This is a genomic window from Marinomonas foliarum, from assembly GCF_016906065.1.
Lineage (GTDB): Bacteria > Pseudomonadota > Gammaproteobacteria > Pseudomonadales > Marinomonadaceae > Marinomonas > Marinomonas foliarum.
The window spans coordinates 1,356,927-1,379,432 of the sequence record NZ_CP070273.1 but is presented as its reverse complement, the minus strand read 5'-3'; the positions used below and the strand labels follow the sequence as shown (position 1 = coordinate 1,379,432).

General features: G+C 44.1%; 20 protein-coding genes and 1 tRNA gene. 11 read left to right on the top strand and 10 right to left on the bottom strand.

The window, feature by feature from the left end:
• Positions 1-29: 29 nt before the first annotated feature.
• Positions 30-1,295 (bottom strand): ammonium transporter, encoded by a 1,266-nt coding sequence (locus tag JSY38_RS06420; protein WP_114412602.1) that lies wholly within the window; start codon positions 1,293-1,295, stop codon positions 30-32.
• 39 nt (positions 1,296-1,334) lie between these two features.
• Positions 1,335-1,673, bottom strand: a complete 339-nt coding sequence (gene glnK, locus JSY38_RS06415) for a P-II family nitrogen regulator (protein ID WP_110576897.1) — start codon at positions 1,671-1,673, stop codon at positions 1,335-1,337.
• 522 nt (positions 1,674-2,195) lie between these two features.
• Here glnK and JSY38_RS06410 point away from each other — a divergent pair.
• Entirely contained in the window at positions 2,196-2,435 is a 240-nt protein-coding gene (locus tag JSY38_RS06410) for an accessory factor UbiK family protein (protein ID WP_110577012.1), read from the top strand.
• A 23-nt stretch (positions 2,436-2,458) separates the two neighbouring features.
• Here the strand turns inward: JSY38_RS06410 and JSY38_RS06405 are convergent, their stop codons facing one another.
• The gene (locus JSY38_RS06405; protein ID WP_205115882.1) at positions 2,459-2,677 is read right to left on the bottom strand and encodes a TIGR02450 family Trp-rich protein; all 219 of its coding nucleotides are present in this window, start codon (positions 2,675-2,677) and stop codon (positions 2,459-2,461) included.
• A 118-nt stretch (positions 2,678-2,795) separates the two neighbouring features.
• On the opposite strand from JSY38_RS06405, the gene JSY38_RS06400 reads away from it, so the two are divergent.
• The 3 genes from JSY38_RS06400 to rep all read left to right on the top strand — a co-directional run bounded on the left by JSY38_RS06400 (position 2,796) and on the right by rep (position 7,672).
• A complete protein-coding gene (locus JSY38_RS06400) occupies positions 2,796-4,307 on the top strand; it encodes a YifB family Mg chelatase-like AAA ATPase (RefSeq protein WP_205115880.1) in 1,512 nt (503 codons plus the stop codon).
• Positions 4,308-4,551: 244 nt separating this feature from the next.
• Positions 4,552-5,481, top strand: a complete 930-nt coding sequence (locus JSY38_RS06395) for a bile acid:sodium symporter family protein (protein WP_114412606.1) — start codon at positions 4,552-4,554, stop codon at positions 5,479-5,481.
• A gap of 142 nt (positions 5,482-5,623) precedes the next feature.
• On the top strand, positions 5,624-7,672 hold the full coding sequence (gene rep, locus JSY38_RS06390) for a DNA helicase Rep (RefSeq protein WP_205115876.1): 2,049 nt from the start codon (positions 5,624-5,626) through the stop codon (positions 7,670-7,672).
• 11 nt (positions 7,673-7,683) lie between these two features.
• On the opposite strand, the gene JSY38_RS06385 is transcribed toward rep, so the two are convergent.
• Positions 7,684-8,022, bottom strand: coding sequence for a c-type cytochrome (locus tag JSY38_RS06385; RefSeq protein WP_205115875.1), 339 nt, complete (start codon positions 8,020-8,022; stop codon positions 7,684-7,686).
• A 146-nt stretch (positions 8,023-8,168) separates the two neighbouring features.
• Between JSY38_RS06385 and JSY38_RS06380 the strand changes: the two genes are divergently transcribed.
• Positions 8,169-8,462: a putative quinol monooxygenase gene (locus JSY38_RS06380; protein ID WP_205115874.1), complete on the top strand. Its 294-nt coding sequence runs from the start codon at positions 8,169-8,171 to the stop codon at positions 8,460-8,462.
• A gap of 193 nt (positions 8,463-8,655) precedes the next feature.
• Positions 8,656-8,732, top strand: a tRNA-Arg gene (locus JSY38_RS06375).
• A gap of 176 nt (positions 8,733-8,908) precedes the next feature.
• On the opposite strand, the gene JSY38_RS06370 is transcribed toward JSY38_RS06375, so the two are convergent.
• The 6 genes from JSY38_RS06370 to JSY38_RS06345 all read right to left on the bottom strand — a co-directional run bounded on the left by JSY38_RS06370 (position 8,909) and on the right by JSY38_RS06345 (position 15,842).
• On the bottom strand, positions 8,909-11,026 hold the full coding sequence (locus JSY38_RS06370; RefSeq protein ID WP_205115873.1) for a TonB-dependent siderophore receptor: 2,118 nt from the start codon (positions 11,024-11,026) through the stop codon (positions 8,909-8,911).
• Positions 11,027-11,119: 93 nt separating this feature from the next.
• Entirely contained in the window at positions 11,120-11,929 is an 810-nt protein-coding gene (locus JSY38_RS06365; RefSeq protein ID WP_205115871.1) for an ABC transporter ATP-binding protein, read from the bottom strand.
• Positions 11,926-12,966 carry a FecCD family ABC transporter permease gene (locus JSY38_RS06360; RefSeq protein ID WP_205115869.1) on the bottom strand — a complete coding sequence of 347 codons (1,041 nt, stop codon included), beginning with the start codon at positions 12,964-12,966 and terminating at the stop codon, positions 11,926-11,928. The genes JSY38_RS06365 and JSY38_RS06360 overlap by 4 nt, the downstream gene beginning before the upstream one ends.
• Positions 12,963-13,985: a FecCD family ABC transporter permease gene (locus JSY38_RS06355; protein ID WP_205115867.1), complete on the bottom strand. Its 1,023-nt coding sequence runs from the start codon at positions 13,983-13,985 to the stop codon at positions 12,963-12,965. The genes JSY38_RS06360 and JSY38_RS06355 overlap by 4 nt, the downstream gene beginning before the upstream one ends.
• Positions 13,982-14,959: an iron-siderophore ABC transporter substrate-binding protein gene (locus tag JSY38_RS06350; protein ID WP_205115865.1), complete on the bottom strand. Its 978-nt coding sequence runs from the start codon at positions 14,957-14,959 to the stop codon at positions 13,982-13,984. The genes JSY38_RS06355 and JSY38_RS06350 overlap by 4 nt, the downstream gene beginning before the upstream one ends.
• A gap of 133 nt (positions 14,960-15,092) precedes the next feature.
• Positions 15,093-15,842 carry a helix-turn-helix domain-containing protein gene (locus tag JSY38_RS06345; RefSeq protein WP_205115862.1) on the bottom strand — a complete coding sequence of 250 codons (750 nt, stop codon included), beginning with the start codon at positions 15,840-15,842 and terminating at the stop codon, positions 15,093-15,095.
• A 172-nt stretch (positions 15,843-16,014) separates the two neighbouring features.
• Between JSY38_RS06345 and JSY38_RS06340 the strand changes: the two genes are divergently transcribed.
• From JSY38_RS06340 to JSY38_RS06320, 5 genes are all read left to right on the top strand, one after another.
• Positions 16,015-17,187 (top strand): hypothetical protein, encoded by a 1,173-nt coding sequence (locus JSY38_RS06340; RefSeq protein ID WP_205115860.1) that lies wholly within the window; start codon positions 16,015-16,017, stop codon positions 17,185-17,187.
• Between the two features lie 137 nt (positions 17,188-17,324).
• Positions 17,325-17,990, top strand: a complete 666-nt coding sequence (locus JSY38_RS06335) for a glutathione S-transferase (protein ID WP_114412663.1) — start codon at positions 17,325-17,327, stop codon at positions 17,988-17,990.
• 155 nt (positions 17,991-18,145) lie between these two features.
• Positions 18,146-18,664 (top strand): sigma-70 family RNA polymerase sigma factor, encoded by a 519-nt coding sequence (locus JSY38_RS06330; RefSeq protein WP_114412662.1) that lies wholly within the window; start codon positions 18,146-18,148, stop codon positions 18,662-18,664.
• A 5-nt stretch (positions 18,665-18,669) separates the two neighbouring features.
• Positions 18,670-19,650: a DUF4880 domain-containing protein gene (locus JSY38_RS06325; RefSeq protein ID WP_205115859.1), complete on the top strand. Its 981-nt coding sequence runs from the start codon at positions 18,670-18,672 to the stop codon at positions 19,648-19,650.
• Positions 19,651-19,749: 99 nt separating this feature from the next.
• A complete protein-coding gene (locus JSY38_RS06320) occupies positions 19,750-22,506 on the top strand; it encodes a TonB-dependent receptor (RefSeq protein WP_205115858.1) in 2,757 nt (918 codons plus the stop codon).

Here is a 22,506-nt window from a genome sequence, read left to right as displayed (position 1 = left end):
TTTTAAAAACTAGGTTTTAAAAAGAGTGATTAATTCTTGCTGAATTCTGGGTATGCTTCCATACCACATTCAGAAAGGTCAACACCTTCGTACTCTTCTTCTTCGCTTACACGAACACCCATGATTGCTTTGATGATTAACCAAACAACCAAGCTAGAGAAGAATACCCAAACGAAGATAGTAAGCGCACCAGCGATTTGTCCGCCGAATGTTGTGCCATCGTTCGTTAGTGGAACCGCTAGCAAGCCCCAAAGACCAACAACACCGTGAACAGAGATAGCACCCACTGGATCATCAATTTTAAGCTTGTCTAGAGTCAGGATAGACACAACAACAATCATACCACCAACTAGACCGATTAGAGTCGCACCTAGAGCAGATGGCGTATCAGGACCAGCAGTGATTGCAACCAAGCCAGCCAATGCGCCGTTTAGAAGCATAGTTAGATCGGCTTTACCGAATAGGATTCGAGCTAGGATAAGCGCACCAATTGCACCACCCGCTGCAGCAGCGTTAGTGTTCAAGAACACCATAGCAACAGAGTTAGCACTTGCGATGTCACCTAGTTTAAGTACAGAACCGCCGTTGAAGCCGAACCAACCTAACCAAAGGATGAAAGTACCTAGTGTAGCAAGAGGTAAGTTAGCACCAGGAATGGCACGTACTTCGCCGTTAGGGCCGTATTTGCCTTTACGAGCACCAAGTACTAATACACCTGCTAGTGCAGCAGAAGCACCTGCCATGTGAACGATACCAGAACCTGCAAAGTCAGTGAAACCAAGGTCACCAAGGCTAAACATACCGAATACAGAGCCGCCGCCCCAAGTCCAGTTACCTTCCATTGGGTAGATGAAACCTGTCATAACAACAGCAAATACTAGGAAAGCCCAAAGCTTCATACGTTCAGCAACTGCGCCAGATACGATAGACATGGCTGTTGCAACGAATACAACTTGGAAGAAGAAGTCAGATGCACCTGAGTAAATAGAACCGCCTTCAAAACCGCCATCACGGCCAGCAAAGTCAGTTAGAGTAGAAGCAACATCTACGTCTTGAATACCTGTAAGGAACCACTCGCCACCGTACATGATGGAGTAACCGCAAACTAGGTACATGACACAAGAAATGGCAAACAAAGCCACGTTCTTAGTAAGAATTTCAGTGGTGTTTTTAGCACGTACTAGACCTGCTTCCAACATGGCAAATCCGGCTGCCATCCACATAACCAGTGCGCCGCACACCAAGAAATAAAAGGTGTCCATCGCATATTGTAAGTGAAAAATTTGATCTTGCATGTTTCGCCCCCCTAAAGGCTAGGATAATTCGAGCAGTAATTAAACCGCTTCTACACCAGTCTCGCCGGTACGAATACGAACCGCTTGTTCAAGGTTAACGATAAAGATCTTACCGTCGCCGATTTTGCCAGTGTTTGCTGCACTCGTAATGGCTTCCACTACTTGGTCAGTCATGTCGTCTGCAATGGCAAGTTCGATTTTTACTTTCGGTAGAAAATCGACTACGTACTCAGCGCCGCGGTATAGTTCTGTGTGGCCCTTTTGACGTCCGAAACCTTTCACTTCTGTAACGGTAATACCTTGTACACCGATCTCAGAAAGTGCTTCTCGAACATCATCGAGTTTAAATGGCTTGATGATGGCAGTAATAAGCTTCATACCCACTGTCTCCTTAAAAAGTCAGTTTTATTGTCGTATCGCAGGTAGTTAGCTTTATTCAATATGCGTGCCATATATGGGAGTTCCTATGTATCAAAGGCTTTGTAAGGATTCTGTCGGTTTATTGAAATTAAAAAGAGTCATGAATGGCGTTATATAGTGCAGCATATTGGTGTGTTCTATAAATATACTGCATCAATATGGTGCGAGTGACGTTTAAAAATAGAAAAGAAAAGCCGTACAGGTCTTTATCTTATTGCTTCTGGTTAGGAAATAACCACTTGGTTAATCTTGGTGTGAATGTGTTATTTAGAGTGGTTTTTGGGCTTCAATATTGCGTCAGTTGATTTTCTGCACAAAAAAGAAGCGGTTTTAAAGTTATCTGTGCTTATAAATGGGCACGGTATTAAGATGTGCTTTGTAATATGTACTCTGAGAGCTTGTTTGTATCCCGCTTCGACTTCTATACTATTAGGCAAAGTCACGATAAATAATCACCGCAAAGATGAAAATGAGAATGACATGATTGATCAATTTATAAAGCAACTTGGTACGGGGTTAGGCCAAGCGGCAGAAACGTTGGGTAAGCTGCCAAAAGAAGAGATTCAGGCGCAATTACATGAAGTGGCGCGAAATACGCTAAGCAAAATGGATTTGGTTACGCGTGAAGAGTTTGAGGTGCAAGCCGCGATGTTGGCAAAATACCGTGAAAAGCTTGCTGTTTTAGAAGCTCGCTTAAATGAACTAGAAAAGAACGACTAAGTTTTTGTAAAATTTGTCCTGATTTACTTCCAGCCTTGAAGCCAGTCTTCAGACGATGTCAGTGATTGCCAAGGCAATTGATATTGGTTTTTGTTGATCACGGCTTCAAGAACGCATTCGATAACGACGTTTTCTTCATCTCGAATGAGTTTAGTAACAATAAAATGCTTTTCTTTTTGCTGTGGAGAAGTGGACGTCCATTTCGACAGTAGAAGCTTGTTGGGGTTTATTTGGTTGGCCATTATTCACCTTTGTGACTATTGATCTTCTTAAGAATGTGTTGTTTATACGAATCAAGTGATTAGCTGGATTGTTTTTCACATAAGAAAGCATAATAAATATTTTGATCAAGGAGTGATCATGAGTTTAGCCACTATTTATAGTCGTGCCCGTGTGGGCGTGTCTTCTCCTTTAGTTACCGTCGAAACCCATATTTCAAATGGGCTGCCTTCCCTAAATATTGTCGGCCTTCCCGAAGCGGCTGTCCGTGAAGCAAAAGATCGTGTGCGTAGCGCGATTATTAATAGCCATTTTGAGTTTCCTACTCGACGCGTCACCATTAATTTAGCGCCAGCAGATTTACCCAAAGAGGGTGGTCGTTATGACTTGGCGATTGCTATTAGTGTATTAGTGGCATCAGGTCAACTTGGAGAGTTGAACTTACGAGATACTGAGTTTATTGGTGAACTGGCATTGTCGGGTGATATTCGAGGTGTGCCGGGTTTATTGCCATCAGCCATTGCTTGTCATCAGGCGAATCGTCAGCTAATTCTTCCTGAAGATAATCAGCAAGAAGCGGCTCTTGTAGAAGGCAATGCAGTATTTGCAAAACATTTAACCCAAGTGACCGCACATTTACTAAAACAAACAGCACTGCCTGTTTGTGTGTCAACTCCAGCTGAGCCTTTGCCGTTAGATCATAAAGACATGCGTGACGTAAAAGGTCAGTATCAAGCACGGCGAGCCCTAGAAGTTGCAGCGGCTGGTGGTCATAATCTATTGTTTATTGGTCCAGCTGGAACTGGTAAAACCATGTTGGCGTCTCGTTTACCAAGCATTATGCCGGCGATGACCGAAGCCGAAGCTCTTGCTGTGGCATCGGTGCAATCAGTGGCGGGACGTAAAATGGGCTTGGATTGGCATTGGTCTGAAAGACCGTTTCGATCTCCGCATCACTCTTGTTCTGCGGCGGCGCTGGTTGGTGGTGGCTCAATTCCTAAGCCGGGAGAAGCGTCTTTGGCGCATTGCGGTGTGCTTTTTCTCGATGAATTGCCGGAATTCGACCGCAAAGTATTGGAGGTATTGCGCGAACCATTAGAAAACGGTGAAGTTCATATTTCACGCGCTCGTGGACAAGTGACCTTTCCGGCTCGTTTTCAGTTGGTTGCTGCGATGAACGCCAGTAATGAAGCCTACAGTGGCGGGCAGGATTATTATCAATCCAGTGCCAGTCAAAAATACCTTAAAAAACTCTCTGCGCCTTTTTTAGACCGTATTGATTTGCATGTAGAGGTGCCGCCTTTACCATCGAATGTTTTAGTAAACGCTGACGAAGAAGGGGAGAGCAGTGCAAGTGTTCGCGAACGAGTAGAGCGCGCGGTAACAAGGCAACGAGTGCGCCAAGGCGTGCAAAATGCGCTGTTAAGTGGTCGTCAGTTAGAAAATATTTGTGCTCTGAGTCATGACGATAAACAGTTTATGCAGCAGGCGTTGGAAAAATTAAAACTCTCGGCACGGGCTTATCATCGAGTGTTAAAAGTCGCGCTGACCTTGGCGGATTTAAGTGACTCTCCCGTCACCAGAGCGCATTTAATGGAGTCGTTAAGCTACCGAAAGATGGAAAAAACCTTATCCATGGCGGTATCTTCATAGCATATGCTGCAATTTCATCTTACTAAGGTTGATAACATGGTGACGTAGCGGCTTCTATACAAGAGTTAATACACGATAAATGCTGTTTTAACCCATGCCATTTAGTTACAATTCTCCGCCCATTTTCATTGCTCCTTCGTAGAGTGATTTTTGTAATGGGACTAATAATAATTAATTGTGGTGTCTGTTCGTTTTGCTGATTTTGTGGAAGCAAAACTGAGCGGCATAATTGGAGTCTTGTATTATGGTTATCCAGCTGTTCCCCTTTTGGGCATTATTGCTATCTGCAATCGCCTTCTTCCAACCGGATTTGTTTGTTGGTTTGAAAACTCAAATCGTTCCATTATTGACCATCATTATGTTGGCAATGGGATTGGCGCTAAGCCCTGCGGACTTTAAGCAAGTGTTGAAGAACGGCAAAGCTGTTGGTGTTGGCGTTTTATTACAATTTTTAGTCATGCCTATTGCTGCCTTTGGTGTGGCCTTTGCGTTTGGTTTTGATACGGAATTAACCGTTGGCATGTTGCTTGTGGGCAGTGTGGCGGGTGGTACCTCATCGAATGTTATGTGTTACTTAGCGAAAGGCGACACGGCGCTGTCCATTTCTATGACGGCTATTTCTACCTTGTTGGGTGTGATACTAACGCCATTCTTGGTGTCGATAATGATTGGTCAAAGTGTCGATGTCCCCGTCGCTGGTATGTTAATGAGCTTGTTTAAAATTGTTCTGCTTCCTGTTGCAGCAGGTGTGTTAATTAACACGTTTTTCTCAAAATTTGTCCGCAAGGCAGAACCGATTTTTCCTTACATTTCGATGTTTGCCATCGTGCTGATCATTGCTATTGTCGTAGCTTTGAGCGCCTCTAAGATTGTTCAAGTTGGCCTTATGGTTGCAGCGGCGGTTATTATCCATAACGCGATCGGTTTGACCTTGGGTTACTGGGTAACTTACTTACTCGGATTCGATCAACGTGTTTGTCGCACCGTTGCGTTTGAAGTCGGCTTGCAAAACTCTGGTTTGGCTGCAGCGCTTGCAGTGAAATTTTTCACGCCTATGGCGGCTTTACCTGGAACGATTTTCAGTGTGTGGCACAATATTTCAGGATCTTTGTTGGCGAGCTATTGGAGCCGTCGGCCTGTTGCTGAAAGCAACGCTCAAGATACCGATAAATAAAATATTTGCTTAGCGTCAAAAAAGGGATGCCATTTGTGCGTCCCTTTTTTATGTCTGTTGCATGGTTATCACAGTGCGAGATTCTTCATTGTCGGGTACACTTAGCGCTGATTTTTAATAGCCCTACGAGCCAGAGTTTTCCATGAGTGAGTTATTGCCATCCATATCCCATCGTCTTCGTAATCTGAATGAGCGTCAGTTAGATGCCGTCAAACAGATCGATGGACCTTTGCTAGTATTGGCGGGTGCTGGATCGGGAAAAACCAGCGTTATCACCACAAAGATTGCCTATCTGATTCAAACATGTGGCTTCAAAGCTAACAGCATTATTGCGGTAACCTTTACCAATAAAGCAGCGCGGGAAATGAAAGAGCGTGTGGTTGGCATGTTGTCTAAACAAGAAAGTCGCGGCTTGAGTATCTCGACTTTCCATAATTTAGGCTTACGGATTCTTCGTAAAGAATATCGCCGCGCGGGTTTAAAAGAAGGCTTCACCCTTTTTGATTCCCAAGACTCCCTTAGTCTGATTAAAGAAATCCTCGACAAAGAATTTAACGGTCAAACTGACTCGGCCGCTTACTGTCAAAATACGGTTTCCAATTGGAAAAACGATCTAACTACACCACAAGAAGCCATGACCAATGCCGATACCGAAGAGTTTCTGCTGGCGGCGCAAGTGTATGTGCAATATCAACGTTATTTGCGCGCTTACAACGCAGTAGATTTCGACGATTTGATTTTATTGCCAGTGAGTTTATTAATGGCCGATGCAGAACTGCGGGGTCGCTGGCAAAACAAAGTCCGCTATTTGCTGGTGGATGAGTGCCAAGACACCAACGCCAGTCAGTATGAATTGATTCGGTTGTTGGCTGGATTTCGTCGTTGTTTCACTCTAGTAGGCGATGATGACCAATCCATTTATGCGTGGCGTGGTGCACGTCCTGAAAACCTTGAGCGTTTGTCTGTCGATTACCCTAGTTTGAAATTGGTCAAGTTAGAGCAAAACTATCGCTCGACTAAAACCATCCTGAAAGCGGCCAATACCTTGATAGCGAACAATCCGCATATTTACGATAAAGCTTTGTGGAGTGATCACGAAGAGGGCGACCCGATTCGTGTCATGGTGACCCGTAACGAAGACGCAGAATCAGAGCGCGTGGCAGCAGAAATTCAATCACGCCATTTACGTCATGAAATTCCTTATCGAGATTTTGCCATCTTGTATCGTGGTAATCACCAAGCGCGTCTGTTGGAAATCAAGCTGCAAGCCTACCGTATTCCTTACAAGATGAACGGCGGGACTTCGTTTTTCTCGCGTGCGGAAATCAAAGATTTAATGAGTTATTTACGTCTCTTGGTGAACCCATCGGACGACAATGCCTTCTTGCGTATCGTTAACTTACCGCGTCGGGAAATTGGCCCTGCCACGTTGGAAAAAGTCGGTAACCTTGCCACTGAACGTGGTGTTAGCTTGTTTGAAGCATCGGGTTACAAAGAGCTAGAAGAAACTATTTCTGGACGCTCGTTAAAGAGCCTTCAGGATTTCGAACGTTGGATGTCTACCTTGCGCCAGCGTTTAGAAGGTGCTTCGCCTGTCCCCGTGATCGAGCAAATGATTCACGACATGGATTATTACGGCTGGATTCAAGAGCAAACTTCCTCTAACAAAGCGGGTGATCGACGCATCGAAAACGTGCGCTTCTTGCTGGATTCCATTCAACGCATGATGGAATCTGCATGGGAAGAAGACGAAACTGCAGGCTTGGATCAAGCCATCAGTAAGCTGTTACTAATCGATATGCTGGAACGCCAAGAAGAAGAGGAAGACGAAGACAAGGTGCAGTTACTGACGCTGCATGCCTCCAAAGGTTTGGAGTACCCGCATGTGTTTTTGATTGGCTGTGAAGAAGAGCTTCTGCCTCATAGAAACAGCATAGAAAACGACGACATCGAAGAAGAACGTCGATTGGCTTATGTGGGTATCACTCGAGCGAAAAAGACTCTGTGCATCACCTTAGCTGCGAAACGTCGTCAGTATGGCGAAGAAATCGACTGCTTGCCAAGTCGATTCTTGGACGAATTGCCAGAAGAAGACTTGGTGTGGGAAGGTCGCAGCGACGAAGGAGAAAGCACTAAAAAAGAACGTGGCCAAGCGTCTTTGTCGGCACTAAAAGCCATGTTAAACGGCTAAATCATAATCGATTAAGAGTCTGAACTCTTGTCGATCATATATTGAATTGCATCACGGAGTTCGTCTTGACTGCAATTGGAACACAGTCCTTTTGGCGGCATGGCTTTAAAGCCGCTTGTCGCATCTTTTAATAAAGTGTCTATGCCTTTTTCTATTCTCGGTTGCCAATCGGCTTTATTGCCAAATTTAGGTGCTCCCGCAACGCCATTCATGTGGCAGGCAATGCAAAAACTGTTGTAAAGTGCCTCGCCTGAACGTGCGGCATTGGCAAAAGAAGACAGTCCAAGTGCGAAGCCTATGACAGCAAGAGCAACAGGCAGCTTGCTCAATGTCGTGAGAGAAAAAGTCACAATGATTCCTTAGCGATTCAGAGTCAAAAACGTTACAGTTATTAAAACACAAGGGCATGCTTTCGTACGCGTATTTTTAACACAGTATTAGCGCGCATAGCAGTCGTGTAAGGTTTTCAATAAGTTAATAAGACAAGGAAAAAATTATGACCACCGAACTCGTTCTCGTTGCTAATCTTATCGCTCACCCTGGCAAAGGAGCCGAGCTGCAAGCCGCGCTTGAAACACTTCTAGAGCCAACCAGAGCAGAAGTTGGTTGCCTTCAATACGACCTTCATCAAGATAACAAACATCCCGATGCCTTTGTCTTCTTCGAACGTTGGGCAGATTATGATGTCTGGCAAGACCATATGAAGACAGATCACATTAACGCCTTTCTGGAAGTCACCAAAGATGTGATTGCAGACTTTAATGTCACGGAACTGCATAAAATTGGCTGATAGCTGGCTGTTCACTCTATAAACAGCTGGCTAGAAAATCTCTGTGGCAGCAAAGTAATAAAAAACCGCTAATATCTGTTCTTTATTACTTTAAGCACTGGAAACCTGAAGAATTTCCTTTAGAATACGCACTCCAATTTGTTCTGGCTGCTTTGTTTCATACAAAGCTATTTAGCGCCACGCAACAAGTCATGCGCCCGTAGCTCAGCTGGATAGAGCGTCGCCCTCCGGAGGCGAAGGTCGGAGGTTCAAATCCTCTCGGGCGTACCATTTTTAATTCCCGCACATGTAAAAAAACAATCAATTCTTATGATAGCCAAATAATGGGCAGTTGGTGATTTCAGGGTTTTATTGCCCTTGAAAAAGTCGTGCCCAAAAAAAGCCAGTATGGATATCCATACTGGCTTAAAAAAGGGATTATTTTCGATTTATTACATTAGTGCTGTTTACCAGCTGTGGTTTAAGGTGAGAGTGATATCTCTGCCTGGGTTGTAGAAATCTGCTGAACCAGAACCCGCGACGTATTCTTTACCTAGCAAGTTGCTGATGTTCATAGAAAGTTGGGTATCTTGTGTAACCTCATAGCCAAAAGAAGCATCGACTATGACAGCCGATTCACTTTTTGAATCGTTGGTATTAGTGAAGTAGTAGGAACCGATGTAACGCGCCCCTAGACCGACAGACATATCTTGACGTGGAAGTGTGTAGTGTCCCCATACAGAAGCGGAATGCTTGGGTGTGTATGAGATCGTTTTACCTTCGTAGGTATCATCTTTGGTAATTTTTGGTTCCATGTATGAGTAACCACCTGAGATGCTTAAATTATCGGTTAACTCCGCTCGAGCTTCCAAATCCACACCTTTCACTTGGTTTTTACCAATGGTTTCACGAACGATGCCGCTACTTTGGAAAGATGAAGTTTCTACATTGCTTTTTTCAAGATCGTAAACAGCAATAGAGAACAGGGCGTTCATATTACTTGGTGAGTATTTAACACCGACCTCAGTCTGGTCGCCGCGGACAATTTTGGTACTTGTCGCTGATGGTGGTGCTACTGACTCTACTTGGCTTATGTAGGCAGACACTTCATCGTTAAATTTATATGTAAATGCTGAGCGGAAGGTGTCTTCTGAAAAGTCATTTGATGACTTTGTGCTGGTTAAATAGTCAAACTGGTCAACATCGATGTTATCGTGACGTGCACCGAGAGTTAGGATGTATTTATCGTCTAATGCGAAGTTTTGTTGAACCAACACAGCTTTTGTTTGGAAATCGGTTTTTGTGTGGCTAGCAACTGGTAGATTAGCTGGTACACCAGTGTATACAGGATTATTAATATTTATATCACTGATGGGAGATGTGTCGCCTCTCTTTGTGTAGCTTGAACTGGCATTTTTAGATGAGTTTTGATACTCGATACCAAATACAGTACTACTGTCTAGGCGATCAAAACTAATGTCATATTGCCCGAGTAAGTTGCCGTTGAACTGTTCTAGCTCTGAATATTGGGCGTAATAATCACGTCCCATAATGTTGCCAGAGGTGTTTGCAGAATACTTATTCAAATATATATAACCAAAGTTATCCTCGGCATCGCTGTAGCGTAAATTTGAAATAACTTTCAAGCCGTTATCAAGCTTGTGGGTAATATTGGCACTGATATTGGTTCGCTCTACATCATGAGAATTATAATCAGGTTCACCATAAAATAGGCTGCTGTCGTAGTCTTTACCAGCAGGATAACCGCCGCTGTTTGGTGAAGAGTCGGTTTTTAAGTAGTCAACAATTAGGTTGGCTCTGGTGTTGTCATTAGGCTCCCAAGCAAGGCCACCCATGATGAATTGTGAATCGTCTTTTGAGTAATCATATTCTCGGTCACTGTCTTTTATTTTACCCGTTAGTCGGTAAGCTAGCGTTTTGTCTTCATCCAGTGTGTCGCCGACATCGATGCCGACTTCTTTATGGTCATTAGAGCCATAGGTGACGAAGGCATTATTAAAACCATAGAACTTTGGTTGTTTACTCACAAAGTTGATGGAGCCGCCTGGGTCAGCAGGACCAAATAAGGTGGAGTTCGCGCCACGGATTACTTCAACACGTTCGAAAGCATAAGCGTCTTCTCTGATGCCTCTCATGGAACCAAGCGTTAATCCATCGCGATAGGTTGTGGCGCTAAAGCCGCGAATTTGGAAATAATCGTTTCGGTCATCGGTACTGTAGTAACCTGTCACTGTAGCTGGTGTGTATTCAAGCACTTCTTCTGTGGTGCTGGCGCCACGTTGCTTGATTTCTTTTTCAGTGATGACAGAGACGGACGCCGGTGTGTCTTGAATGCTGGTGGCGACTTTACCACCGACCCATAACTCTTTTGCTACAACAGACTCAGAGTCATCATCGGCTATGGCTTGATCATTGACGATGATAGGGGAAAGTCGAAAGGTGCCTGCTTCACTTTCTGTTTCTGCATAACCAGCTATTGGTGTTAGTACGGAGTAGCAGAAAAGTGTCGCGGCAGCACAGTGGCTTTGCTTTAACTTCAAGGGAAGAGTGCTTTTCTTGTTCATTTCAGGTTCCTCTATAATTTATGTTATGAAAACAGTATTGCTAATGATTATTGATAAAAATCTGTAATAACTAACGGTTTCAATTTGCTGTGTTTAAGTGTGTTTTATTTTCTTGTGTCGCCCAATTGGCAAAACCATTGGGCTGCTGGAAATAGGGTCTGTGATGACTTGGCTCTGCAGGCCAAAAACAGCGTGAATCATATCTTCTGTTACCACCTCGTTTGGTGTTCCATTGGCAAAGACTTGACCTTGTTGTATGGCGATAAGCTGGTCTGAATAACGTGCCGCAAGATTAAGGTCGTGCAATACCAATACGATGGTGGTGCCACGGGTTTGGTTTAGGTCGACCAGCAGATCCAATACTTCAATTTGATGAGCGACGTCCAAGAAGGTGGTTGGCTCGTCTAACAGCAATATGTTGGTTTCTTGTGCTAATGCCATGGCGATCCAGACGCGTTGGCGTTGCCCACCTGATAATTCGTCTATTTCTCGGTCCAAAAGTTCTGTGGTTTTGGTAGTTTCTAGTGCTTTGGCAATGGCTTCATCGTCTTCTTTGCGCCATCTTGATAAGAATCCATGATGGGGATGTCTGCCACGGCTGACTAGATCACTAACCGTGATACCTTCCGGTGCAATGGGGGATTGGGGTAATAAGCCAAGCGTTTGCGCTAGTTGTCGTGTTGGCGTGCTGTGTATCGATTTTCCGTCAAGTAAGACTTGGCCATTAGATGGTGATATTAAGCGTGACATAGTACGCAATAATGTGGATTTTCCGCAGGCATTGGCGCCAATAATAGACGTAATTTGGCCGGGTTTAATTGCTACATTGATGTCGTTAAGGATGGTTTTTTCACCATAACCAGCGGCAAGATGATCGACAACGAGTTGATGTTTTAGTGTCATAGTGAGCCACCTTTACGATTGACACGAATAATAAGGTAAATAAGGTAGGGCGCGCCTAGAGCGCCAGTAATCACACCGACAGGGTAGCGACTCGGCAGCAAGAATTGTCCGATGTAATCACCGCCCATGACTAAGCAAGCCCCAACTAAACCAGAAGGAATAAGCAGTGAACCATTGTTCTTCACAAGGCGAACAGCAATGGGACCTGACAAGAAAGCAACAAACGCAATAGGCCCTGTTATCGCGACTCCCACAGCAATCAGCCCAACAGCGGATACAATGACGGTAATGCGCGTCATGCCGACACGAACACCCAATGCATGAGCTGTATCGTCGCCCATTCGTAATGCTTCTAGGTCTCGAGAGCGGCTTAGTAAAAATCCACCGAACACCAATAAAGACAGAATGAGTGGTAAGGCTTGATGGATTTGTGCGGAGTTGACACTGCCACTAAGCCAACGCATAGCTTCTTGGCGGTCCCATGCTTGCGCTTGTGATAGCAAATATACAATAAAGCTTTCAATCATCGCAGAGACGCCAATACCAACCAGAATAAGTCGAGCACCTGACGCACCATTTCGATAGGACAACCCATAGACCGCTAAGGCAACCAATAAGCCTACGGCGATTGAGAAGAAGGCCACGCTAGTGCCATCCATGTGCAGCACAATAATGGCAAATACGGCAGCAGCAGTTGCACCAGAACTTACTCCGATAATATCGGGGCTGGCCAATGGGTTTCTTAGCATGACTTGAAATGCCACGCCAGCCATACCAAAGCTCATGCCGACGAGAAGGGAAATAATCGCTCTTGGTAGGCGTAACTGACCCACCACAAAAGACGCGCCTGGGACATTTTTACCCAATAAAACGTTTATGACGTCTTGTGGTGGTGTAAAGGATTGCCCCAAGGTTAAGGTGATTGAAAACGCAGCCACAGCCAATAAGCAAAGTAAGCTAGCCACGCATTTCCAGCGCTTAGATCGGTTTTTACGTCCATTGGTAACGCGTGCGAGCGTCGAGCTTGTGTTAATCATAACTCTTTCACCCGTTGTCGACGGACAATCCAGATGAAGAAAGGTGCGCCAACAAAGGCGGTCACGACGCCGACCGACAGTTCGCTTGGTCTTGATATAATGCGTCCTAACACATCCGCACTTAATAATAAGCAAGCACCGACGAGCGCTGAAAAAATGAGCAGCCAGCGGTTATCCACTCCAACAAGTAGTCGACATAAATGGGGCACCACGAGGCCGACAAAGCCAATAGGACCGCAAATGGCGGTAGTAGCACCACAGAGTAAAACCGCAGACAGCCAAGCGAGGGCACGAATCCAAGCGACATTTTCTCCCAGCCCTGCGGCGATATCGTCCCCAAGCGCCAGTGTATTGAGCTTTCTAGCCACAAATACACTGAGTAAAAAACCAACGATTAAGAAGGGCAGTACGAGCTGTAGGCTGTCAAAGGTGGCACCACCGACGCCACCTATTTGCCAAGAGTTAGCGCTGCCGGCAATGTCATTTCTTGGCAAGACGACGGCCACAATGAAAGAGGACAGCGCAGCAGACGTGGCGGCACCCGCCAAAGCGAATTTGAGCGGGGTTGATTTGCCGTAGCCTAATGAACTAATGAAATAGACAAAGATGGCCGTTATGCCTGCCCCCAATATGGCGAGCCAAACATAAGTTTGCAGTTGGTTAATACCAAACCACGCTAGCCCAATAACAACAAAGAAAGCGGCACCCACATTAACGCCAAGAATCCCAGGGTCGGCTAATGGATTGCGGGTCACACTTTGCATAATGGCACCAGATAAACCCAAGGCGCAGCCTGCAAAAATGGCGAGCACTGTACGTGGTAGGCGCATGGTGACAGACGCTTCTCCCATAGTATTCATCTGGCCTTGTAGCGCTCCTATTATTTCTTGCCAAGAGACATCTCTCGTGCCAATGGCAATAGAGGAAAAGCTCAACAGCAGCAAAGTGGCGATGACGACGAATAATGCAATGGGCTTCTGCTGTAAAAGGCCTTTATGTTTGGCGTTGCCTTGGCTCATTTTGCTTTACGAGCCGCTTCTGCAAGCGCTTGAAGGTAATCATCTAATACCCAAGTAATAGACAATGGTGTCGGATTAGCTGCAGTCGCCATTTTGCTATTACCCAGCATGACGATAGAGCCATTTTTAATGGCTCGCATTTTTGACATAAGTGGGTTCGATTCTAAAGGCGTCAGTAATTCTTCATTGCCATAGGTAACAAAAATGTCTACGTCGTTAAACATGTCTATTTGCTCAATGCTGCTTTCGCCAGAGAAGAGCCCATTTTTACTGATGTCTTTGATGCTTTGCGGAGAGTGCATACCGAGGTCATCAAAAAATTTCACACGGGTATCATTGGCGCTGTAAAAACGAATGACGCTTAAATCGGTTGGATCCAGATGTGTGATAAACATGGCGGATTTGCCTTTTAATTCTGGGTATTGATCAACACGCTCGGCGATGTCTTTTTCAATGCTGTTAATGAGGTCTTCGCCTTCTTCCGCCATTCCCAGCCCAGTACTATTAATGCGAATCATGCTGCGCCAGTTGGTAGACCAAGGCTTGTCAGGGAAAGCGACAACAGGGGCGATCATGCTTAGCGTGTCGTAATCGGGTTGGCTTAAGCCGGAGTAAGCCGCCAGAATAACGTCGGGTTGTGTTGCTGCGACCGCTTCGAAATCGATTCCATCGCCTTCATCGAATAATACAGGGGTTTTGGCGTTGAGTTTTTTAAGGCGATCAGCCACCCAAGGCAACAAACCATCGTTATCGTCGTCACCAAATGTGGCGGCAGCAAAACCAACGGGAACGATACCCAAAGCAAGTGGTACTTCATGGTTTGCCCATGCCACCGTCGCCACGCGTTTTGGTTTATGAGTAATCGTTGTCGAGCCGAAAGCGTGTTGAATCGTAATAGGGAAGCGAGAGTGGTCTGCAGCCCATGCATTATTTAAAAATATAGAAATAATGGTGATAACGATAATCATCTTCATATTATTTATGTGCCATGCCAATCAAATTTAGTTCTAAATAAAGGAGCGAGGTCGTAAGTAATTACAATCTAATGAGTGAGTTTTGATGGAAATGAATCTCATCATCAATTGTAAAACGAGTCGGATGATAGAGTTAATCTTCAGAATATAATTGTATAAATCGGTCGTTTTCGTCTTGAGCCAGTTGCTTAGGTGTCAGGCTAGAATACTTTTTGATCAATTTTATGTAGTGAGATTGGTCGTTAAAACCTTCTTTGGGAAAGAGTTCACCGACCTTGAGTGAGTCGAAGCTGTGGCGAAACCGTAAAATGTCACAGTAGCTTTTTAGCGGTAAGCCAAGCCACTTATTAAAGTATCGATTGATTTGGCGACTGCTCCAATTTGCTGCTTGAGATATTTCAGTCACTGTTATTGAACCGTGGGTCGTATAAATCAGTTCTGACATGACTTTTTTTCGAGGGTCTATTGGCGCTGTCAGCTGTGAAGCAAAATACAAACTGAGCTTGTTAGCAAAAGTATCCAGGCTTTTTAGATCGTTTAGTTCTATGCCAGCGAAGCCAATATCGAGTGTAATGCGATCATTCAGAATGTCGGCGACAGATGTGCTTAATAAATACTCTGCGGCCAGTATTTTTAAGCGAACACCAAGTAATACAGAGTGTTTGGGCATGGCGCCTACTTTGGCGTCTGTTTCTAGTCCAACCAAGGAAATATGCAGCGGATACTCGGCATTGTGGAAAAAATACAAATCAATGCCGCCATCAGGGAAGGTGGAAAGTTCTTCATCTTCATCGCTTGGATTTTCGATCATCCAAAAGCTTTCAATAAATGGAGCTAAGTCGTCGTTTGGTTCTAATGACGTTAGTTGAATGGTTTCTTTCATTACCTAATCGCAAAAGTTGTAGGTGAGTGTGGCGCGTTCGTTCCTTCGATGGCTACTTTAAATGTAAGTAGATAGTATAACGATTAAAAAGCGATCTTCTAGCGTCAATTGAGATAGATTCGTATTAACCCTTGGTGGTCATGAATAAACGCTGAGGATAAAGAGGTGAAACATGATCTGGCAACTAAGAAAACTGAACGGTTATTACATTGCTATCTCATTGGCGATTGTTTTTTCTTGGTGGGGCTTTCTAGATGATAAGGCGTCCGACTACGTTTCCTCTTCCTTGGTGCAGGCGTTAAGTGCCTTTGGCTTAGCTAAGTTGTTTAACGCCACTGTGTCTGTGCTGCAAAGCATCCAAATCAGTGTGTTTGTCAGTTCTGTTACGATTGGCGAGTTATTAGATCCATTCAACGACATGGTGGAAGATTTTTCTGGTGTGATGAAGGTGGCGGTGTCTTCGCTTATTTTCCAAAGCATTCTGCTCAAAATTATTGCCACTGTGTATTTCAAAGCCTTTGTTACTTTATCGGGTTTGCTGTTTGGTTATTTGTATTGGGCAAAAAGTCGTTTTACCGAAGTGGCTTATAAAGTCTTTGTGACGGCGGTTGGTGCGAAGTTTTTATTGGTGCTGGTGGTTTTATTGTCTGCGTTAGTCGATGCCTCGTTTTTAAATGAAGAAAAGACGCAAACCATGGATAAAATCCAAGTACATTCTAACGAGATGAGCGAAGTTACGACAGGGCTAGGTGTTGCAGCGGATCTCAAACAATCCCTTGATAAAGACAAACAGGCGCTACAAATCAGGCTGAATGTGCAGCAACAAAGCCTGTCAGAGCATGATGAGCGTTTGGTGGATTTGACCGCCCAGAATGAGTCTCTTAATCGCTTAATTTCGGCGCGCAAAGAGACATTGTCGACCATGGATATTTTGTTTAATAACGATGACATGCTGGCTGGGTTGCGAACGCAACAAGGCCTTTTAATGGACGAACGGCAACGTACAGAGCAAGACATCAAAATGTCGAAAAGCAAGATAGAGGCTTTGCAACAATCCATTGATGGTCTAGACAATGTTACCTTAGAAGATCAAGGCTTTTTCGCGTCCATTAAACAAAGTACCTTTGGGTTGAGCCACTTTAAAGACAAGATCAGCGAGTATGTTGAAATGCTGAATGGCTTGGTAAACGACTTCCTTACATTGCTGGCGTTGTTTGCCTTCAATACCGTATTAATCCCAGTGTTGTTTCTCTATTTAGGCGCTAAAGGCTTTAAATTGGTCTGGCAAATCAAACCGTCTGACCTGGTTGAGCGAGCTAAAAAAAGCGTGAAAGAGAGTTTCTAAGTTATGGTTGCTTGAAGGAGAGAGTTCCAGTTTTGTCTATTTTGACTGACTAGTCATCTTTTTTCTGTTTCATTGCGTATAGTCTGTAGTGTAAAAATTAGCGCCATTCATTTCCGATAAGATAATAAAGAGATTATATGATTACGGTTCATCATTTAGAAAATTCTCGCTCCCAGCGTATTTTGTGGTTGCTGGAGGAGCTTGGGCTTGAGTATGACATTGTGGAGTACAAGCGAGACCCTGAAACCGCTTCTGGTCCAGAATCTTTGAAAAAAGTACATCCGTTGGGTAAGTCTCCGGTGATTACTGATGGGGATTTAACCGTGGCTGAGTCGGGAGCGATTATTGAATATTTGTTGGATCAGTATGATACGGAAAAGCGTTTGAGGCCGACGGATGGCAAAGCACTGCTGGATTATCGCTATTGGCTGCATTTTGCTGAAGGCTCTTTAATGCCTTTGTTGGTAATGAAATTGGTGATGATGAAGATTCCTAAAAGTCCGATGCCTTTTTTTGTGAAGCCAATAGCCAAGGCGATTTCGGGTAAAGTCCAAGAAAAATTCATCATGCCACGTATTACGCCGCAGATGCAGTTTATTGAAAAAACACTGGGTGAGCATACATGGTTTGTCAGTGAGGAATTAACCGCCGCGGATATACAAATGAGCTTTCCTTTACAGGCTTCAAGTACTCGAATGAGCATGTCTGAATTTCCGAATATCGCCCGTTTTATAAAACAGATAGAGGCTTTACCTGCTTATCAAAAAGCCTTGGCAAAGGGTGGTGCTTTTACTACTTTGTAGGTTTTTCGTGTTTATTTTCTTCATAAAAAAGAGCAAGTGAGTCACTTGCTCTTTTTTATTGCTCAAACCGGTTTGATTTATTGATATCGATTCTCATTTGTAGTACTTTCCCACCTCGTTAAAATATTCTGATTTAAATGAGGCTATACGCGGTCATGAATCCTGAACGTCAAACATCCCAACAGGTTGGTGAGCTTTATGCTGAGCATAGCTCATGGCTAAATGGGTGGATTCGTAATCGCTTAGGTTGCCATGAGCTAGCGGCAGATATTGCACAAGACACTTTTGTGCGATTGCTAAAAAAGCCGAAATACTTCTCGAACATGGGAGAAGCTCGAGCTTTTTTAACCACCATAGCGAAAGGTTTGTATATTGACCACTGGCGTCGCAAACAGATCGAGCAAGCTTGGTTGGAATCCTTGGCGCATTGTGAAGAAGAATTTGCTGCGTCAGCTGAGCATTCGGCCGCTATGATTGAGTTGCTTTGCGAACTAGACGCCATGATCGCTAAGTTACCTAAAAAAGTGGCGAATACACTCATTTTGTCTCAACTTCATGGTTTGACTTACCGCGAAATTGCCGAACGTTTGTCTGTCTCTGAACGTATGGTGAAGCGCTATATGGCGCAGGCCATGTTGCAGTGTCTTTTGTTTAAATCTGATCGGTCTCTTTAGCACCTATGTCATCTTCTACTCAGCCCAATCATGCCCATTTAGAAGCCGCTTCAGAATGGTTTGCTGTGCTGTCCGATAAACCTGTTGCAGAGGACGATTTGCGTGCTTGGCAAACCTGGCTGAGTGAAGACGAAGCGCATCGCAAGGCTTGGCATCAAGTTGAGTCCGTGGGAGCGATATTTTCCTCTTTCCAATCTACTCAGCAGTCAGCTGGTTATGTATTAGAGCATAGCCAAGCAATGAGCCGTCGGCAGTTGATGAAGGGCATGTTAGGGGTGACGGGGGTTGCTGTATTAGGTTGGGTTGGTTGGAATGAAACACCGTTGCCAACCTTAGCGTCATCATGGATGGCCGATTTTCATACTCAAGTCGGACAAGTCTCTCACCATGATTTGGAGGGTGGCATTCAAGTTTGGTTAAACACCAATAGCGCAATGAACCGATCTTTTGGTGATCATTATCATAGTGTGTCTTTGGTGGCAGGAGAAATGATGATTCAGACTCAGTCTGCTGAGGGTGGACAAGTATTTTCTGCGGCTTGTCGAGACGGTGTGATTAATGTTGGCATGGATAAGGCGCGCTTTTGTATACGTCAGTTATCAGATTCTGAAACTGTTTTGGCGGTGTATGAAGGGGCCGTGTCTCTAACTCCGCTAGAATCAGACTTAGCAAAAACCTTTCAAGCTGGGCAAGAAGTAACTTTTACTGCTCATTCTATGAGTAATGCCAAGCCCTCATCTTCGCTATATGACACTTGGCGAAATGGGTTGTTGATTGTTGAAGATATGCCATTAGTGGATTTTATCGATGAAATAGGGCGTTATCATTATGGTTATATTAACCTCGATTCCAGTGTGGCTGACCTCCGAGTGGTGGGGACGTTCCCTAATCACAACCTAAGTATTGTCCTATCTATGTTGTCTAAATCGTTTCCTATTCGTGTGAAGCATCCATTGCCTTGGTGGGTGAGTATTTCAGCGGCTTAGTCTTAACGGAAATTATTTTTTTTAAAGCATTTTTTATGTCCCCTTTTCTTACCCATGTTCGGTAATAGTAATAAGAAGTATTATTATTACGGAGTTTGCATGACCCTTTTTGGTTTACCTCAGCGACGAAAAAACAGCCGCTGCGTCTTGTCATTGTTTTTTGTTAATACGTTACTTGCTGGCGGTGTTGGTATGGCGCTTACACCTACAGTGTATGCTGAGTCGATTTCGGCAGAAATCTACAATTTTAATATTTCAGCTGGACCTCTAGCTAAAGCGATTAACGACTTTGCGGCAATATCTGGTGTCTATTTGGGCGGCAATGGGCAGCTGTTACAAGGTAAAAATACGCAAGGGGTCGAAGGTAACTACTCTGCGAAGCAAGCATTAGATTTGTTATTGGCTGGCACGGGGCTTTCTTATGAGGCGGGAGAAGGGCGGAGCATTGTATTGATAGACTCTAGTTACGTTTTTGAAGATGGAAATGGTGTCACTATGGCGCCTCTGCTGATCGCGGGAGAGAAGGAGCAAAAGAGAATAGGTGAAAATGTCATGAACTCAAGTGAAATTGAGAGTATGGCTGGTGATACATCTAATCTAACAGATTTATTGAAGGGAAATGGTGCGGTTAGATTTAGTCGTTCTTCAAGCTCCTCAGCAAATAGCGCAAGTATGCGCCCAGATGAAGTGTCTATTCATGGGCAGTCTCATTATCAAAACTCATACGTAATCGACGGAATGTCCGCCAATAATGATTTGAATCCAGGAGATTCTGAAGATACCTACTCTAATCCAATTTCCCCGACAAATTTGAGTATGCTATCGGGCAGTTCCTCTCAAAGCTATTATGTGGATCCTGATGCACTTGAGTCTGTCACCGTATACGACTCTAACGTACCTGTTGAGTTTGGCGGCTTTCTCGGGGGGGTGATTTCTTCGAAACTTAAACAATACGATGGCGAAGATTATTTGTCAGTAAAATATGCTATTTCTAAGGATGAGTGGGATGAGATGCACGCTGATGAGTCTTTAGCGGAAGATATGGCTGATGGTGATTCGTTAGAAGGAGAGTATACGCCTGAATACTTAAAACAGCGCCTAACATTAACGGGGGCTCAGGGGATCACAGATAAACTAGGTATGACGTTTACAGCATCAAGGGCTACTTCAGCTTTTGATCAGAGCTATGTGAAAAACATCGGTAAAACCGTTTATGGCAAACAAGGCGTTGAGTACGATGATACGGTCGATAATTTCATGGCTAGATTTGATTATAGAGCCAGCCAAGACTTAGACGTTGGTGTGTCCATGCTCTACGCCAACCGTTATCACGATGGGGTCACCAATGCGTCTTATGATTCGGCATTTGTTAAGTCTCACCAAGCAACGGGACTTGGTATAGACACAGAGTACCGCACGAACTCAGGCGTTTTGAAGACGCTGCTTTCTTATGATGAAGCAAAAGACACCCTAGATTCAGACGATTCAACTTATACCTACCATTATGTTGATTATTACAATGGAAATTGGCCGTACTCCGGTGGTTATGGAAATGTAAATCAGCAGCAAAACAGTGCAAATTTCACGGTTGAATGGCTACAACAAGCGTTTGATATAGGGTCGTATGAGCATTCTTTACAAACAGGCTTGGAGCTAGGTTATAAGAAAATGTTCTACGAAGTAGAGGGTGATATTGTTAGTGAAAACTATCGATGCATCAACAGTGGGTGTGCTGATAGTAACGGAGACGGTGTGATTGACTATGATGATGAATATTTACGTACTACTAATATTATTGCCGCAAACAAATTAGAAAAAACTTACCATTCAGCTGCCGTGTATTTTTCAGACACCATCAAAAAAGGTGACTGGACTCATTATTTAGGCATTCGTGCTGATTATAGTTCCAGCCTAGGGAATATTGATTTATCGCCTCGTGTTACAACAGAGTGGGACGTTTTCAGTGACCAGCAAACCAGATTCTTGGCAGGAGTAAACCGCTATTACGGTCGTGATTTTTTCCGGTATGAAGTTAATAGTACATTGCGTTCATGGCGAACCATGTATCGTTATAACTCTGATGGCAGCTTGAATAAGCAAACGAACTATACCGATCAATCTTTCCGTGATTATGACCTTGATACACCCTATTCGGATGAGTGGAATATTGGCGTGATGCAGCGCTTTGGCGTAGTAGACGTCACATTGCAATTCGTTAACCGAGAAAGCCGTGATCTTGTTACGCGAACAGAAACGTATGATGGTCTAGATTATTATTCCAATGACGGTCGTAAATCTACTGATACGGTGTCATTAACATTCGAAACACGTAATCCATTTGAGGTTGGAGGTACAGATACTTATGGCGAGCTATCTATAAGTTACCAAGAAAGTGAAAGTAATACGATTAGTGATGTATCTTATGAGGAAACCATTTCCTCTGATGAAATTTATTATAAAGGCGGTGTGATTTACGAATCTCAATTGCCATCATTCGATTTTAATATTCCTGTAAGTATTAGTTTTTCAACACGTACAGAGGTTCCTGATTGGCGCTTGATTGTTTCCAACAGCATTAACGTGCAATCAGGAGGAAAAGTCGCGCAAAACACGGGTGAAGATTACACCAACTCCACAGGAACCTACGATATCTATGACGATTTAAAGTTTGACCAACTGATTACTTTGGATACGTCAATTGAATGGAAGCCAGTGCTGTTTGCAGAACTGGAAGGCTACATTAAGTTGTCGGTGAATAATGTATTTGATGATTATATTGATAAATCGACCAGTTCAAGTAGTTACTCTTATACCCTTGGACGTTCTAGTAGCTTAGAGGTCGGCATGCGTTTTTAA